This window comes from Acinetobacter sp. ANC 4636, assembly GCF_054454555.1.
The window spans coordinates 102,761-119,165 of sequence record NZ_JBTKVD010000006.1; the positions used below are offsets into that span (position 1 = coordinate 102,761).

Genomic DNA, 16,405 nt, shown 5'->3' on the forward strand with positions numbered 1-16,405 from the left:
CCATGCTTCAAGTTAAAATTGTTCCTGTCACCGCATTTGCGCAAAATTGTTCAATTGTTTGGGATGATGATAGTAAACAAGCTGTGCTGATTGACGCGGGTGGTGATGCACAAAAATTACAACAAGAAGTCGAAGCACTCGGTTTAACCGTACAAGCCCTTTGGGTCACGCATGGACATTTAGATCATGTTGGTGCGGTGGGTGAGCTGGCGCGTGTGTGGCAAGTGCCTGTGATTGGCCCACAGCAAGAAGACCAGTTTTGGCTCGATGCTTTGCAGGATGTTTCAGTGCGTTATGGTTTTCCGATTCCAGAGCCTGTTCATGTAACGCAGTGGCTTGAAGGGGGCGAAACCTTAAGTTTGGGGTCACATCAGTTTGAGGTGCGTTATGCGCCTGGGCATACACCAGGGCATGTGATGTTCTACAGTGCCGAATATGGTCTACTTTGGACAGGAGATGTGCTGTTTAAAGGCTCGATTGGTCGCACCGATTTTCCACGTGGTGACCATCAGCAATTGCTCGATTCGATTCAGCGTGAATGCTTTAGCCTGCCCGATGACACCCAGTTTATTTCAGGACATGGACCAATCAGTACTATTGGCTACGAAAAGCAATTCAATCCTTTTGTTGCCAGTAAAGCAGGTTAAGACCTGCTTTTTACTTTTATAGAGCATCTTTCATCAGTCAATTTTATTTCTTCTTCTGAGAAAAAATAAAGAGGATGTGAACCATGATGAAAGAAATCTATGATCGGTTAAAATTCATCGTCCTGTTGCGAAATATCAGATTGCGGTGAATCTTGAGTGGGCAGACGATAATCTTCATTTGCCCATGCCCCTAAATCAATCAGTTTGCAGCGCTCTGAGCAGAATGGACGATAGGGATTGTCTTCCCATTGACTGGGTTCACCGCAGCGTGGGCAAGGAAAGGTACGAGGCATGAGAAGCTCCTACAAAAGCGTTTTCGGGTAGGCATTTGGGCAAGCACTTGTTAGACTTGTGCCATTTTGTGAATAGTTTGATCTGATTATGCATCTTCGTCAATTTCAAGCCCAGCGTATGCAAGCGCCACGTGAGTTTCAAGCTATTGAAAATCAGCCTGTTTGTGTAGAAATCGGTGCAGGTAAAGGAAAACATGCGGTTTTGTTTGGCCAGCAGCAACCTCAATCCAAGCTGTATGCGATTGAACGAACTCGCGAAAAGTTTGAAGCGATGCAAAAACAGCATCAATTATCTAATTTAAACAATTTATTTCCAATCCATGCCGATGCATTACCTTGGATTACCCACGCGCTTTATCCTGCGCAGGTGGAGCAGTTCTTTATTTTGTATCCAAATCCTGAACCGCATAACCCTGCACAGCGTTGGCTGAACATGCCATTTTTCGAGTTCATTCTGTCTCGTTTACAGTTCGAGGGGCAAATCACTCTGGCCAGCAATATTCCTGAATATATTGAGGAAGCAGAGCAGCAGTTAAAAGAGATCTGGAAATTACCGTATGAGAAACAGGTGATTGCTTCTGACTCGGCACGCACACATTTTGAAGTCAAATATTTGGAGCGTGGTGAATTATGTCAGCAATTGATTATCCGTAAACCTGCTGATTACACCACCCGTTTTGATGACTTTATGCCGCTGTTGGGACAAAGCCATGCAGGCTAAGGTTGCCATTGTCGGGGCAGGGCCTGCAGGGCTGATGGCAGCCGAAGTGTTGAGCCTGTTAGGTTATGCGGTTGAAGTTTTCGAGCAGATGCCTTCTGCGGCACGCAAATTTCTGATGGCTGGCAAAACAGGGCTGAATATTTCCCATGCCGAAGCCTTACCTGAATTTATTCAGCGTTATGATCATGCGGATTGGCTCAAACCATGGCTGGAACAATGGGATGCGACTTGGATTCGTCAATGGATGAGTGGTTTAGGCATCGAATCTTATGTCGGTACATCGGGGCGGATTTTTCCTGTTGAAATGAAAGCTGCACCATTGCTTCGTGCATGGCTCAGACGTTTAGCCGATGCTGGTGTGGTGTTTCATTATCGACATCGTTGTGTTGGCATTCAGCCTGAGCAAGTGCTGTGTTTTCAGAACACTCAAACACCCGATGCTCCTGTGATTGAACAGAAATTCTCGGCGATTATTTTAGCCTGTGGTGCGGTGTCCTGGTCGCGTTTAGGTAGTGATGGTGCATGGCAAACATGGTTAAAACCTGAAGAAATTCAAACTTTCCAAGCCAGTAATGCAGGTGTGGAGCGTGCTTGGTCAAGCTATATGCAACCTGTGTTTGGTCAGCCTTTAAAGCGGGTCAAAGCTTGGGTAGATCATGCCGAGCAGGCCAGTCTGGGCGACATTGTGATTACCCAATACGGTCTGGAAAGTGGGCTGATTTATAAATTTAACCGCGATTTGCGCCAACAAACATCCATGCAGCTTTACTTGGATCTATTGCCCGAATTGACACAGGCTGAATTGGTTCAAAAGCTACAGCCGCATAAAAAACAGTCCATGGCAAATATCTGGCGTAAAGCGGGTTTAGATGCAGCAAAAGCCAATCTAGTTCGTGAGCTTGTGCCGAAAGCCTTGTGGCAACAACCTGAAGCACTCGCAGCTCACATCAAGCAACTGCCAATTGCGCTAACAGGTTTTCGCCCGATTGATGAAGCGATTAGCTGTGCAGGTGGAGTGAAGCAAGATGTTCTCAGTGATGCTTTACAACTCAAACAGCATAAAGGCATTTTTTGCTGTGGTGAAATGCTGGACTGGGATGCACCAACAGGCGGTTATTTGCTCACAGCCTGTTTTGCAACAGGGCGTGCTGCGGCACAAGGCGTGGTTGAGTTTTTAAGCTAAAGCCTACATTTTTTGTTATGCTGATGCCACGATAAATACAATCTGAAGGAAGAACAAATGTCTGAAACGATCTATCGTGGCAGCTGTTTATGCCAAGGCATTCAATACGAAATACATGGTGCATTGGTGATCTGGTCGAATGCCATTGCCAGCGTTGCCGTAAAGCCAATGGTAGTGCTTATGCAGTCAATGCCCCGATTCGTGTTGCAGAATTTAAAATTGTGCAGGGTGAACACTTACTGAAAAAATATCAGTCAACTGCAACGACACAACGTTGTTTTTGTAGTGAATGTGGTTCACCGATTATCAGCGTGAAAGCAGAAACTCCAGATTCTTATCGCCTGCGTATTGGAACACTGGATACGCCTTTACAACAAAAACCAACCATGCATATTTTTGCAGCATCAAAAGCGGAGTGGGATGAGATTTGTGATGCATTGCCACAGTATGCAGAACGCCCATAAAAAGATCGGGAAAAACGATTTTTCATGCTGATGAAAAATCGTCTAAGATAAGTTCATCTGGAGATGGCATTCCTCCTGTAACAAACCGCCATATCGGCTAATGATGCCTACGTCACCCTTCATCTAGACAGGGTACGTAGGTTCGTGTACGTACTCTGTCAGGAGTACTCCTATGCCTTACCCATTCTTTGCTTATGCTCTTTTAGATCTGTGCTAAAGGAGACAGATCATTATGTATTATTCACTCATTTCAATTGCCTTAGGTTCTGTCCTCGGTGCGTGGACACGCTGGTTTTTAGGCTTAAAACTCAATGCGATCTACCCAGAGATTCCACTTGGAACAGTAGCAGTCAATCTGATTGGTGGTTTTATTATTGGTTTTTCGATTGCCTTTTTTGCACAAAGTAGTCTGAGTCCAAACTATAAATTATTTGTCATTACAGGGTTTTGCGGGGCACTGACGACATTTTCAACTTTTTCTGCTGAAATTATGAGTTTGCTGCAAAATGGCAAACTCAGTCTGGCATGTCTGGCAATCTCGGTGCATTTGATCGGTTCATTACTGTGTACCTTTCTGGGAATGGCAGCACATCATTATTTGATCGCACAGGCTTGAATTGGAGGCAGATATGCAAGGCTATTTATTGCGTTTTTATACCGAACAGCAAGTGCAATATCGTGGCAAAGCCATGTACAAATGGTTACTGGCTGTTGCACAGCAATTTAAAATTCAGGGTGCAACAGTTTTGACTGCACTCGAAAGTGTTGGGCGACAAGGTGCAAACCATTCAAGTCGTTTTTTTGAGCTGGCAGATCAACCCATTCAGGTGGAATTGATTGTGACCGCTCAACAGGCAGATGAGTTGCTGGATTATTTACAGCAACAAGAGCTGTCCTTATTTTATGTCAAAATTCCTGTCGAATTTGGTTCGCTTGGGCAATTAACATAAAAGACTCGCTTAAAAGCCGAATGCTGGTCAGTGATGAAATTGACTGGCATTTAATTTTTAATTTTTAATTTGATGTGATGATATGTTTTGTGGTGATATTTTCACAACACTTTAGAAAAAAACTGGGGGCAATGAGTCCTGTGTATCAATCAGCTTTTCTTACGAGGTTTCGTTTCTTATTCGTAGAAACCAGAAAATAACATATATCTAAGTATTTATTTTTTATACTTATTCATAAATTAAGGAGATTATTGATCATCTCCTTAACTGATCAGTATTCAGCTGAGTGCCTATCTTTTAATGAAAGAGCGATACAGGATTATTTTGCTGCTAAAGCCTGACCTTCAAATTTAATCCCTTGCCAGCCATGCTGCATAAACTGACGGATGTTTTGATGGTCAGTGCTTTCAGGGGTTGCTAACACAGCAGCATAATGTTCCGCAAACAATGCAAGCGTATCTGCTGGGTTTAAGCCATTTAACTGTGCAAACGAAAAGACTTTGGCACTGCCTTGATTTTCAGTGCTGGCATTATGCTGGGCGCCATTTTGAAAAGCGGTTGGGGTATGGGTGTAATGCTGTTCGATGTAACTAATTACATCTGCAAATTTAGCTTGACCGTTTTTTAGTTGCTCTAACAGGGCTTGAGCCATAGTAACCTCGATGATTTTTCAAAATACAGCGAAGCATAGCATTGTTCTGGCACATAAAAAAAGAAGCCTAAAAGGAGGATGGATTTTAGGCTTCGCAATAAATTGAATTTCAATCGACTCGTTTAAAATCAGATCAATCAATTTTAAATAGATGGATTTATTGTAGAAGAGATTTATGACATGTTGTCAGGAATTAGCTCATTAAACAGGCTGTTGAGATCATCTTTTACCTTTAAATGCACCAGATTCCAGTAATGCCCTGTAAAAGTTCGGTTTAACATTAAGGTGTTTGGCGAAGGCTTAAAAATATCCCAATATTTTAAAGAAGCCTTCATGAGTAACATCCCATCATGATGTGCGCTGTTTTCTGCAAAGTCATAATGCTGGATTAACGGGCGTAATAGAATTTCTAACCAATCATGATACAACTCGTTTGGAAAGCGCTGCTTTTCGGTCAGGACTTGTAACTCGGTGAGTGCATTTTCCAGTTCGAGAATATTGCTCTGTCTGGCAGCATAGATTAGCTTTTTGAAATACTGGACCTGCTCAGTGCTGAGCTGTTTTACACCACCATAGTCATAAACCACCACACTGCCATCGGGACGAAATGCCAGATTGCCGGGGTGAGGGTCACAGTGAAAACGCTTTAAATAAAAAATTTCCTGTCCCATCGCAGTAAACAGGCGTTTGCCTAACTCATTACGCAACTCTTGTGACCATGTACTGGCATGCTCAATACTATCACCCGCTTCAAAGCTGAGGGTTAAAATATGCCGAGTCGAGTATTCCTTAAATACTTGTGGAATAATCACTTTTGAGTCTAATTTTTGATGGAATGCTCGTGCAATCTCAAGGTTTTGTGCTTCAAGTTCATAGTTGAGTTCATTGGCAAGGCTTTCTTGAATTTCACTAAATAACTGATCTTGCAAATCTTTATCAATTTTTAGCATTCCCATCATGCGTAGTGCCAGCCGAATCTGTTTCAGATCACTCTCACAGGCATGATCAACGCCAGGATATTGAACTTTGACCACCACATCTTGCCCGTTGTTTAGGGTCGCCCGATGTACTTGCCCAATTGATGCTGCGGCAAAAGGTGTTTCACTGAAGTGAGTAAATATCTTTTCAAGTGGTTGTCCTAGCTCAGACTCGACCTGCGCCCGAATTTCAGTAAAAGGCATGGCAGGGGCTTGGCGTTGCAATTTACTAATTGCTTGGGCAACTTCAGGTGGGAAAATATCTTTGTATTGCGAGGCAATTTGCCCCACTTTCATGACCGCACCTTTCATTTGCCCCAGAGTATCGGCAATTTGGATTCCAATTTCCTGAAAAAGTTTAGACTTGGCCGCATTTTTTTGGTTTTCATCAGCGTTTAGGCTGCGCAGGCTATTTGAAACTGTTTTGGTGGCAATGCTCGCTGTCATCCCTGCAAGTTTTAAAAAACGCCGAGTCGGGGAGTTTGCTGAATTTGCCATATTTAAAAAAACCTTATTGTTATACAAAATTAGATCATAGAGTGCTTTTCTGCCCAGTGTGATAGAAAATTGTTAACTTAAAAATGTTGTTCAGCTTGAATGGTACGTCCACGACCTGTTTTTTTGGCATGGTATAAAGCTTGATCAACACTGGTCAGCAGGTTGGTTAAATTACAGCATCCTTGCTCAATCAGTACGACGCCTGCACTGTAATTGAGTTTGATGGTCTGGTCCTGATATATCAATGGATGGTTTTGCAGGGTTGTTCTTAGTGTACGGTCAAATTCCATTGCTTCATCCAACGACGAAACTTTCATGATCAGTAAAAACTCTTCACCACCAAAACGTCCAACGGTCATATTTTGTTTGCGAGCAGAGCGCAGGAGTTGGCTAAAGTGAATCAGGGATTCATCGCCTGCCAAATGCCCCCAAGTATCATTAATGCTTTTGAAATGATCTAGATCCAGCATAAATACACAAAAAGGCAAAAGCTGCTGCTGACTTTGACTCTCTTCGAGCAGTTGTTCAAGCTGATGCAAAATTTCATCACGGTTAAAACACTGGGTCAATCCGTCTGTACTGGCACGGGTTTTTAGAATTTTTTCAGTTTTACGCTGCTCGGTAATATCAATGCCGAAATTTAAAGTGGTCTGGTCAGGCAGCAATAACTGCGCCCAAAGCGTGGTGAGCATATTGCCATCACGGTGTAGCGGGTTCCATTCTTTGAGTTTTTTTGAGCCTGTATTTTCTGTGGTTTGTTTTAAGACCCGATCTCGGTATTTTTTATCGGGATAGAACAGTTTTAGGGGTTGCTCAAATTGTTGTAATTCTTGTTTCGACCAGCCGAAGACCTGTTCACATTGTTTATTCCACATCACAATCCGTTGCTGTTCATCAAGCGCGTAAATCATGACAGGCGCATTATCGACAATATCTTGATAAAACTCGCTAATATTTAAAGAATGAAAAAAATTATTTTTAAAACTTGCCCGTTCTGAAAAGTACATACGGACAATGTTGAGAAACAACATAAACTCCATACTGGTGAACAGCGTCTGCGGTTGCGGTATTGTAAATTGTAAATATAAATAAATACTGGCCAGATTTTCACGCGTGGCGAGTTTAAAGGTTAGCTTTGAACAGTAATTCGATGCAGGGTTATTGGTTGGTGCCATCGCAATATGAGGATGACATGGCTTAAACTCGTGTTTGGAAATGTGCTGCTGGCTCTGAGTTTCTGAAAATGAGCTGTCAGGCGTGTTAAAAAAATGGCATTCATCCCAAAGGTGATATTGTTCAAATAACCATGCTTCACTGGTCTGTAGTTGTGCACAGCAATATTCTAAGAGCACACTGGGCGTAATACTTTGCTGAATCGCATCGGTCAGCTTGCTTACTAAGGATAAAAGCTCTGTGGAATCAAGAGTACGTATGGAGGTACTAGACATTCTAATTTATTTTGACCTAGACGAAAAATGTATTTATAGCCACGCATCCATGGATCTATTTCTATACAGTGATTGTAATGGATATATTTGTAATAATGAATAATATTTGTTCGTGTAAAAACAGTAGAAAGTGAATAGAGTCACAATCGTAATAATTATATATCTAACTTGTATATAAATAAAAGCACACAGAGTGTGGCTTTTATTTATATTTTACAGCAAAACTTATGCTTGACCTTCAGCAGCAGCCAGTTGCGCACGCTGCATGTTCGCTTCAAACTCAGCATCGAAGTTGATAGGAGTCAACAACAATTGAGGGAAGCTACCTTTAGTCACAAGGTCATTCACTGCTTCACGCAAGAACGGGAACAAAATATTTGGGCAGTATGCACCTAAAATGTAAGGAAGACGTTCATCTTCAATATCGCTAATCAGGAAAATGCCTGATTGAGTCACATCCACTAAAAATGCGGTTTCACCTGCATTCTGCGCTTCTACAACCACTTTTAATGAAACTTCATAGTGAGTTGGGTCAATTTTTTCTGCAGCAGATGAAAGATTGATATTTAATTCTGGTTGCCATTCTTGGGTAAAAACTTGTGCGCCAGGAACTTCAAAAGAAACATCTTTAGTATAAATACGCTCTAAAGCCAATTGAGCTTGTTGTTCTTCACTCATTTTAAGTTAAATCCTTCGTGTGATAGAAATTATGCCAGTAACTGGTCAAGTTTACCTTCACGCTCTAAAGCGTAAAGTTGGTCAAACCCACCAATAAATTGATCATTAATAAAAATTTGTGGCACAGTGCGGTGGTTGGTACGCTGCATCAATTCCACACGTACTTCAGGTGCTTCATTGGAAAGATTGATTTCTTTATATGCCACGCCTTTGCGTTCGAGTAACTGTTTTGCACGAATACAGTATGGGCAAACGGTTGTTGAATAGATTACTACTTCAGCCATCATATTCTCCTCAAAATTATTTTTTTGCTTTTACAAGTGGTAAACCTTGTGCTTTCCAGTTGGAAACACCGCCATCTAAACGATAGCTGTCAGCGTGCCCAACTTGTTGTAACGCACTTCCCGCAACCTGACCTAAATTGCAAATAAAGACCAATGGACGATCTGAGCCTTTTAATTCTTCAATATGGCTAGACAATTGGCTGTACGGAATGTTACGGCTACCGCTGATATGCCCCTCACGGAAATCTTTAGCATCACGTAAATCAATGAGAATGGCATTTTTAACTTTGACTAAAATACCAAGGGATTGTGGTGAGATTTTTCGACCGCTGCGTCGTCCTTCAAATACGAAAAACAATACGATAAGAACGGCAAGAATACCAAATAGAAAGGGGTGATTCCCCATGAATTCAAACCAACGTTCCACAATTCACCTTATAACCATCAGAAATTGAGCTAGAGTATAGCTTATATTAATAGTGATCAAAAACCTCGCTTCAAGGGTAAATCTCAACAAACTTAGTTTTTTTGTTGCGCTTCTTGAATCTCATCACATAAACGTAAAAAACTTTCCAGACGTCGCGGCAAAATTTCACCTGCATTGGCTGCCTGTCGCAGTGCACAGTTTTTCTCATGCTTATGCGTACAGTTACGGAACTGACAAGATCCGAGTAGATTGGCAATTTCAGGAAAACCCTGTTCAACCGCATCTAAAGTTAAATGCCACAAGCCAAATTCACGAATTCCGGGAGAGTCAATCAATGCACCTGTTTCACCAAAACTGATCAGACGGGTTGATGTTGTCGTATGTTGACCAAGCGCTGAGTTTTCCGAAATGATATTGGTTTTTTGTGCCGCTTCAGGCGCAATGATGTTAATCAGGGAGCTTTTTCCAACCCCAGATTGCCCAACAAATGCAACGGTTTCATTGTCTAAACGCTGTGCCAGCGCTGAAATATCGCCTGTTAGGCAAGTTTGCATGACTTCATAGCCTAAAGCTTCATACTCTGCGACCAGTGTTAAAATCGGGTCATTTTCTTTTAATAAGTCGGTTTTATTGAGTACCAGTAATGCTGGAATTTCGGCGTTCTGACATGCCACCAGATAACGGTCTATGAGCATTGGCGCAGGTTCAGGCAAGGCAGCAAATACAACCACAATCAAACTGACATTGGCAGCAACAGGCTTAACTTTATGATAACGGTCAGGGCGGGTCAGTAAAGACTGACGTGGATGAATGGCGGTAATAATGCCTAAACCCGTATTGGGGTCGGCCTGCCATTTGACCCGATCGCCTGTAACCAGCAATTCGAGGTTGGTACGTGTATGACAGCGCCAGACACTACCCAGTTCAATGGGTTTCCAGAAAGGTTCAGGTTCACCTTCAGCAACAGGCGGTTTTTCAGGGTGTGGTTCAGGAATTGATAATGCTTTGACTTCTAGCTGACGTCCATAATGTTGCACCACTAGGCCTTCGAGATCATTTGATGTATCAATATCTTCTTGGCGTGATTGATGCTGTTTTTGAATCCGTCGCTGTTGTTGCTCAGTTAAGCGACGTTTACGGATGAGAGCCATGCATATCCTAAAGACCAACACAAGAGAATGGCAAAAATAGCATGAAGCCCTGATGAATTACAGCGAAGTTGCAAGAAATTTGCTAAGATGAGAATTTTTAAACAGATAAGAATTGACTCGATGAGTAGCACCCCTGATACACGTTTAATTTGGATTGACCTTGAAATGACAGGTCTCGATACAGATAATGATCAAATCATTGAAATTGCAACAATTATTACAGATGATCATTTAAACGTGCTGGCGGAAGGGCCTGTGCTCGCGGTACATCAATCTGATCCAGTCATTAATGCAATGGATGAATGGAATACTCGTCAGCATGGGCAGTCAGGTCTTATTAATCGTGTACGTCGTAGTCAGCTCACGGCGCGTGATGCTGAAGTACAAACCCTCGAATTTTTGAAAAAGTGGGTCAATGCCAAATCATCGCCAATGTGTGGTAACTCGATTTGCCAAGATCGTCGTTTCTTACACCGTTTAATGCCTGAACTGGAGCAATTTTTCCATTATCGTAATTTGGACGTTTCTTCTGTTAAAGAGTTGGCGAAACGCTGGCGCCCTGAAATTATGTCTGGCCTGAAAAAAGAAGCTTCACATCTGGCTTTAGATGATATTCGTGATTCAATTCGTGAGTTGAAATATTATCGCGAGTATTTCTTCATTATGAACAAGTAATTTAGATGATTGACGTCTGCCAAGGCCTGTCTTTTCGATGACAGGCTTTTTTTGTGAAGATGGCATTGGTGGTGCGTCGCTGTATCTGTAAAAATATGGCCTTAATCTAGAAAATGCTATGTAAATACGCCAATATAGAGTTATCGGATGATTTTTGAGTGTCAGTCAAGTGAAACGAAATCACAGCAAATATTAATGGATTATTGTACTGGCATATAAATTGCTCCATTTGCAATAAACACTCAAATTTAAAGGATACTTAAGCCCGCAATAAATAGCATTCAATGCCATTTTATTGAGATGTATGGAGACAGTCAGGCAAGTTTAAGTCCCAGTCAACAATTAGCGATTTATTGGTTCAGTACACTCATTTTTTATTTCTGAACTTTATAAAAAGGCTGTTCACTTTATAGTTTCTTTGGTTTTCTAACTATTGAACCCTCTTGAAGAAAACTCTCAATCAAAAAGCAAATTCTAGATTTGGAGTCCGACATGCAAAAGATAGATAAACCTCTCATTTTAGAGGATGTTGAATATAAGCGAAGTATTCACCACCAACTCGATAAGGAATGGAGTTGGTTAAATCCTGAGTGTGCTGATATTGATCAACCTGCCAATTATTATGAAAGTTCACTGGCAGAATGGCATTCATTTGATACCTTAACGTCGGATCAGGAATGTGATGTTGTCGTGATTGGTGGAGGCCTACTTGGTTCATCTACAGCATTGCATTTGTCTGAACTCGGTATCGATACCATTTTGGTAGAAAAAAACCGAATTGGCAGCGCAGCTTCAGGGCGAAATGGTGGACAACTTACCCCAGGTTTGGCGCGCTGGGAAGCTTCCGAAATGCTGGAGCACATGAGTGTGGAAGATGCCAAAAAACTCTGGCGTTTTACCGCAGATGAAGCCATGCAGCTGATTGATGAGATTGCTGATAAATATGATTTAGCACTTGACCGCAAGCGGGGACATATCACAACAGCAGTGCATGAAGGGCACTTAATTGCGCTGACCCAAGGTGCAGATGCACGTAAGTTTCTCGGCGAAGATCACACAAAAATTATAGGGAAACATGAAGTACATAACTATGTGAACAGTGAAGCATATCATGGTGGGCTAATTGATAGCCTAGGTGGACAAATTCACCCGTTGGCACTGACTCGTGGTTTAATTTATGGCTTCTCTAAAAATGGTGGTCAGGTTTTTGAGCAGACAGAAGTTATAGAATTAAAAACGCAGGCTGATGGTGTTTATGTGCATACAACGCATGGCGTGATTAAGGCGCGTAAAAGTGTGGTTTTAGCTGTACATCATGCCTCGTTTAAATTACTTGAGTCGCATAATCATACAACCATTCCGTTGTTTACTTATGTCTGTACCACAGCACCTTTAGAAATTGATTTAAAAGAAATTATCCCATCGGGCTATGCCGTTTATGATACGCAATTTGCGCTTGATTTTTACCGTGGAGTGCCTAAAAACCGCCTGTTGTTTGGTGGAGAGGGTACAGGAAGATGCTGGAATCCACATCGTGCTTATCAATATTTGAAAAGACGGATTCAGTATGTCTTTCCACAACTTAAATCCGTTGAGCTGGATTTTGTTTGGAGTGGTGAAACTGATTTAACCTACAATGGTGCAACAGATTGCCGCAAGTTTGGTGAAACTTACCCGATTTATGCTGTACATGGCTGGAGTGGACATGGTGTTGCGCAAACTGTACGGATTGGGAAAGCCATCGCAGATGATTTTATTGGTATATCGCACGATTATGAAATGTTGACCAAAATTCCGCATAAAGACATGTTGTTTGGTCGTGAATTGGCGCCTTTAGCCATTCCTCTGGCAAAAGGTGCTTATGAAATTAATGCCTTTTTTAATCCAGCAAAACTGATTTCATTCTAATCGGAGCATAGAAACCTGCGGATGTATTCCAATTTTTAAGCTGGCTTAAAAGCAACAGGCTTTTTAAGTTACTGTGAATGCATCAAAATAAATGCAGCGAAGCCGCCACAATGGGCGGTTTTTGCATTATATGCAGATGCAGGGTTTTGTTTGGGATAGGCGTAGCCATGGTATTTAATTTATGGTTATTCATTGATTTTAAAAAATAAAATATACAAGTATCGTTACAAAAATACATCGTAAAATCTATATTCAATCAGCGTTAATGATTAAAATTGAAGGGTATCCATTTAAATATAACAATGAGTTCAATGATGCAAAGTAATAACCCTATTTTAACGCGCGTAGAAACCTACAGCGATTATCGGCACCCGATGACCATTCAGGGTGCTGTTAACAAGTCAGTCATGCTCACCTGTATTGCCGCAGGTTTAGGTCTCGTGTTCTTTTTCTACTGCGCGATGAGCATGAATTTTGGTTTAGCCAGTGTGGGTGCAATGGTCGGTGCCATTGGTGGTTTTATCTTGGCACTGATTACCACTTTTAAACCAGAAACAGCCCGTACACTCGCAATTCCTTATGCTTTGTTTGAAGGTGCATTTCTAGGAGGCATCTCCTTTGTGTTCCAAGCCAAATATCCTGGCGCACCATTACAGGCATTATTGGCAACTTTCGTCACCACACTGGTGTTGTTTGGTCTGTATAAAATGCGGATCATTCGTGCGACTGAAAAATTTAAGGCGATTGTGCTTTCAGCAACTTTAGCGATCTGTATTGTGTTCGTCGTACAAATGATGATGAGCATGATTTTTAGCTCAAGTATTCCTTATGTATTTGAAAGTAATGCATTAGGTCTGGGTTTTGCTGCATTTGTTGCAATTATTGCATCTTTAAATCTGATTTTAGACTTCGATTTGATTGAGAATGCCGCCGCTCAGCGTGCACCACAAGCGTTTGAGTGGACCTGTGCCATTGCTTTATTGGCAACTTTGGTCTGGATGTATATTTCATTTTTACGTCTGATCGGTATGTCACGCGATTAATGCACTGTATTTTTAAGAAAAAACGCACCCGAAATCAGGTGCGTTTTTTATGGGGAATCGTAAAAATAGGCGCATTATGCAATTTCTAAAAGTCTGAAGAATTGGCATTATGCATGTATAAATCATCTTGATGAGAGAAAATTCATGGCAGGACTATTAGCAGGAAAACGCTTTTTAATTGCTGGTGTTGCAAGCAAACTATCCATCGCATTTGGTATTGCTCAAGCCTTGCACCGTGAAGGCGCTGAATTGGCATTTACCTACCCAAATGAAAAACTAAAAAAACGTGTGGATGAATTTGCTGAGCAATTTGATTCAAAATTGGTGTTTCCTTGTGACGTTGCTGTAGATGCAGAGATTGATCAAGCTTTTGCTGATCTTGCAAAGCACTGGGATGGTTTAGACGGTGTGGTTCACTCAATTGGTTTTGCGCCAGCGCATACTTTAGATGGTGACTTTACTGACGTGACGGATCGTGAAGGTTTCCGTGTTGCGCATGACATTAGTGCATATAGCTTTATTGCGATGGCACGTGCAGCTAAGCCGTTGTTACAAGCACGTCAAGGCTGTTTGTTGACATTGACTTATCAAGGTTCTGAACGCGTAATGCCAAACTACAACGTGATGGGCATGGCAAAAGCATCTTTGGAAGCGGGCGTACGTTATTTGGCATCAAGCCTTGGTCCAGATGGCATTCGTGTAAACGCAATTTCAGCAGGTCCAATCCGTACTTTGGCGGCTTCTGGGATCAAATCTTTCCGTAAAATGTTAGATGCGAACGAAAAAATTTCTCCGCTTAAACGTAATGTAACCATTGATGAAGTCGGTAATGCAGCATTGTTCCTATGCTCACCTTGGGCTTCAGGTATCACTGGCGAAATCATGTATGTGGATGCAGGTTTCAATACCGTAGGTATGAGCCCTGAGATGATGGGTAACGACTAAGCATCTTGTCCTGAAAAAAGCACCTTAGGGTGCTTTTTTAATCTCTGTTGCAGCGATATTTTGCAGAGGCGAGCCACCGAGAGCCTGCATCAGTGTGACATAGGCATTGTATTGATTTTTTCGGGTTTGTAACAAGGCAATGCGTGCATTCCGGGTAATTTCTTGCGCATCGAGCACATTTTTCAGTGCAATGGCCCCATGACGATAACGTATTTCATTTAGGTGTTCACTTTTTTCAGCCAAACCGAGCGATTTTTCCTGAAAGCGGATTTGTTGGTCGAGTTCGGTTCGTGCAGACAGCGCATTTTCAACGTCGCCAAATGCTTTATATAAGGTCTGACGATAATTCAAAATACTTTTTTCATAATCCAAATCACTGATTTTAATATTTCGTTTCATGTCGTTGAATTGCAGGAAAGGAAAACTGAGATTTGAACCCAAGGTCAGTACAGAATTTTTCAGTAATTCGGTTAAGGACGTACTGCTTGATCCCAGTGCCCCCGTTAAGCTGATGGAAGGATAATAGCTAGCTTTCATTGCATCTTTGTTGGCCAAAACCTTGCGTAATCGTAGTTCTGCAGCACGTAAGTCTGGGCGGCGCGACAGCAGTTCAGCAGGTAAGCCTGCAGAAATAGGCGGTAAGCTCGCAACAGGTAAATGTTGTGGTTCAACAAGGCTCAACTGCTGCACGGGCTGATGCAGCAACACGGCCAATGCAGTCCGGGTTTCAACACGCTGCTGTTGAATCTGGCTTAAATTGGCTTTTTGACTTTGTACCGATTGTTCTGCCTGTGTGAGTTCCAAGCCAGATACCGCACCTGCACGGTACTGTATTTGAACCAGTGCAAACAATTTTTGTGTACTGTTTAAACTTTGCTGTGCGCTGCTATAAAGGTCATTTAAATAACCTAATTGCCAGTACAAGGTTGCAGTGGTCGCAATTAAAGTTTGTGCTGTTGCTTGTAGATCCTCAGTTGTTGCAGCAGCTTCCCATTGAGCAGCTTCCGTCTGGCGGGCAAGTTTGCCGAATAAATCCAACTCATAGCTGACCCCAGTTGTTAATGTGATCCCTTGCGAGTTCTGCTGACCAGAATTCAGGTCAATATTATGTCCGGCAGCAATATCCGCATTAACCCGAGGTAATTCCTGATTGCGAGCCAAGCCCGCCTGTAAACGTGCTTGTTGCAGCGTTATGCCGGCAACAGCCAGATTGCTATTGCGCTGAATGACCTGTTCAACCAGCTGGTTGAGTTGCGCATCAGCAAATAACGTCCACCATTGATCAGCATACTGGTTGGCATTGAGCTGCTGATTTTGGCTTTTTTCATATTGAAACTTTTCCGGAATCTGCACTTTAGGTTGTTGATAGGGTGTTTGAATCACAGCTGCACAGCCGGAAAATGTCCCCGTCAGTAGAACTAGTGCAGTCATTCGAATCATATTTTGATGCATAAATAAGCC

General features: G+C 42.1%; 18 protein-coding genes, 1 pseudogene and 1 riboswitch. Of the genes and pseudogenes, 10 read left to right on the top strand and 9 right to left on the bottom strand.

The window, feature by feature from the left end; genetic code table 11:
- The first annotated feature begins 2 nt into the window (after positions 1–2).
- Positions 3–647, top strand: a complete 645-nt coding sequence (locus ACX1N5_RS08315; RefSeq protein ID WP_458801476.1) for an MBL fold metallo-hydrolase — start codon at positions 3–5, stop codon at positions 645–647.
- Between the two features lie 107 nt (positions 648–754).
- Here ACX1N5_RS08315 and ACX1N5_RS08320 read toward each other — a convergent pair whose 3' ends face one another.
- The gene (locus tag ACX1N5_RS08320; protein WP_004749790.1) at positions 755–940 is read right to left on the bottom strand and encodes a DNA gyrase inhibitor YacG; all 186 of its coding nucleotides are present in this window, start codon (positions 938–940) and stop codon (positions 755–757) included.
- An 82-nt stretch (positions 941–1,022) separates the two neighbouring features.
- Between ACX1N5_RS08320 and ACX1N5_RS08325 the strand changes: the two genes are divergently transcribed.
- The 5 genes and pseudogenes from ACX1N5_RS08325 (at position 1,023) to ACX1N5_RS08345 (ending at position 4,258) form a co-directional block, all read left to right on the top strand.
- The gene (locus ACX1N5_RS08325) at positions 1,023–1,661 is read left to right on the top strand and encodes a class I SAM-dependent methyltransferase (RefSeq protein WP_458801589.1); all 639 of its coding nucleotides are present in this window, start codon (positions 1,023–1,025) and stop codon (positions 1,659–1,661) included.
- A complete protein-coding gene (locus ACX1N5_RS08330) occupies positions 1,651–2,844 on the top strand; it encodes a TIGR03862 family flavoprotein (protein ID WP_458801474.1) in 1,194 nt (397 codons plus the stop codon). Before ACX1N5_RS08325 ends, ACX1N5_RS08330 begins: the two co-directional genes overlap by 11 nt.
- 57 nt (positions 2,845–2,901) lie before the next feature.
- Positions 2,902–3,308, top strand: a pseudogene (locus tag ACX1N5_RS08335) (GFA family protein).
- Between the two features lie 50 nt (positions 3,309–3,358).
- A riboswitch (Fluoride riboswitch) is annotated at positions 3,359–3,425 on the top strand.
- Positions 3,426–3,540: 115 nt separating this feature from the next.
- The gene (gene crcB / locus ACX1N5_RS08340; RefSeq protein ID WP_458801472.1) at positions 3,541–3,924 is read left to right on the top strand and encodes a fluoride efflux transporter CrcB; all 384 of its coding nucleotides are present in this window, start codon (positions 3,541–3,543) and stop codon (positions 3,922–3,924) included.
- Between the two features lie 13 nt (positions 3,925–3,937).
- Positions 3,938–4,258 (top strand): DUF190 domain-containing protein, encoded by a 321-nt coding sequence (locus ACX1N5_RS08345; protein WP_458801470.1) that lies wholly within the window; start codon positions 3,938–3,940, stop codon positions 4,256–4,258.
- A 319-nt stretch (positions 4,259–4,577) separates the two neighbouring features.
- Here the strand turns inward: ACX1N5_RS08345 and ACX1N5_RS08350 are convergent, their stop codons facing one another.
- The 7 genes from ACX1N5_RS08350 to rsgA all read right to left on the bottom strand — a co-directional run bounded on the left by ACX1N5_RS08350 (position 4,578) and on the right by rsgA (position 10,373).
- Complete coding sequence (locus tag ACX1N5_RS08350; protein ID WP_004749783.1) at positions 4,578–4,910, bottom strand: HopJ type III effector protein; 333 nt, start codon at positions 4,908–4,910, stop codon at positions 4,578–4,580.
- 173 nt (positions 4,911–5,083) lie between these two features.
- Positions 5,084–6,385, bottom strand: a complete 1,302-nt coding sequence (locus ACX1N5_RS08355; protein ID WP_458801468.1) for an ABC1 kinase family protein — start codon at positions 6,383–6,385, stop codon at positions 5,084–5,086.
- A gap of 77 nt (positions 6,386–6,462) precedes the next feature.
- Positions 6,463–7,833, bottom strand: a complete 1,371-nt coding sequence (locus ACX1N5_RS08360; protein WP_131381359.1) for a sensor domain-containing diguanylate cyclase — start codon at positions 7,831–7,833, stop codon at positions 6,463–6,465.
- 225 nt (positions 7,834–8,058) lie between these two features.
- Positions 8,059–8,511 (bottom strand): protein-export chaperone SecB, encoded by a 453-nt coding sequence (gene secB / locus ACX1N5_RS08365; RefSeq protein WP_004749780.1) that lies wholly within the window; start codon positions 8,509–8,511, stop codon positions 8,059–8,061.
- A 29-nt stretch (positions 8,512–8,540) separates the two neighbouring features.
- Entirely contained in the window at positions 8,541–8,798 is a 258-nt protein-coding gene (grxC, locus tag ACX1N5_RS08370) for a glutaredoxin 3 (protein WP_035365490.1), read from the bottom strand.
- A 13-nt stretch (positions 8,799–8,811) separates the two neighbouring features.
- Positions 8,812–9,222, bottom strand: a complete 411-nt coding sequence (locus ACX1N5_RS08375; RefSeq protein WP_004749778.1) for a rhodanese-like domain-containing protein — start codon at positions 9,220–9,222, stop codon at positions 8,812–8,814.
- A gap of 92 nt (positions 9,223–9,314) precedes the next feature.
- Entirely contained in the window at positions 9,315–10,373 is a 1,059-nt protein-coding gene (rsgA, locus tag ACX1N5_RS08380) for a ribosome small subunit-dependent GTPase A (protein WP_131381357.1), read from the bottom strand.
- Between the two features lie 120 nt (positions 10,374–10,493).
- On the opposite strand from rsgA, the gene orn reads away from it, so the two are divergent.
- The 4 genes from orn to ACX1N5_RS08400 all read left to right on the top strand — a co-directional run bounded on the left by orn (position 10,494) and on the right by ACX1N5_RS08400 (position 14,944).
- A complete protein-coding gene (gene orn, locus ACX1N5_RS08385; RefSeq protein ID WP_004749776.1) occupies positions 10,494–11,048 on the top strand; it encodes an oligoribonuclease in 555 nt (184 codons plus the stop codon).
- 492 nt (positions 11,049–11,540) lie between these two features.
- Positions 11,541–12,956, top strand: a complete 1,416-nt coding sequence (locus ACX1N5_RS08390; RefSeq protein ID WP_458801465.1) for an NAD(P)/FAD-dependent oxidoreductase — start codon at positions 11,541–11,543, stop codon at positions 12,954–12,956.
- A gap of 314 nt (positions 12,957–13,270) precedes the next feature.
- Entirely contained in the window at positions 13,271–13,999 is a 729-nt protein-coding gene (locus tag ACX1N5_RS08395; RefSeq protein ID WP_045794394.1) for a Bax inhibitor-1/YccA family protein, read from the top strand.
- Between the two features lie 144 nt (positions 14,000–14,143).
- Positions 14,144–14,944, top strand: coding sequence for an enoyl-ACP reductase FabI (locus ACX1N5_RS08400; RefSeq protein WP_004749773.1), 801 nt, complete (start codon positions 14,144–14,146; stop codon positions 14,942–14,944).
- A gap of 24 nt (positions 14,945–14,968) precedes the next feature.
- On the opposite strand, the gene ACX1N5_RS08405 is transcribed toward ACX1N5_RS08400, so the two are convergent.
- On the bottom strand, positions 14,969–16,396 hold the full coding sequence (locus ACX1N5_RS08405; RefSeq protein WP_458801463.1) for an efflux transporter outer membrane subunit: 1,428 nt from the start codon (positions 16,394–16,396) through the stop codon (positions 14,969–14,971).
- Positions 16,397–16,405 lie beyond the last annotated feature (9 nt).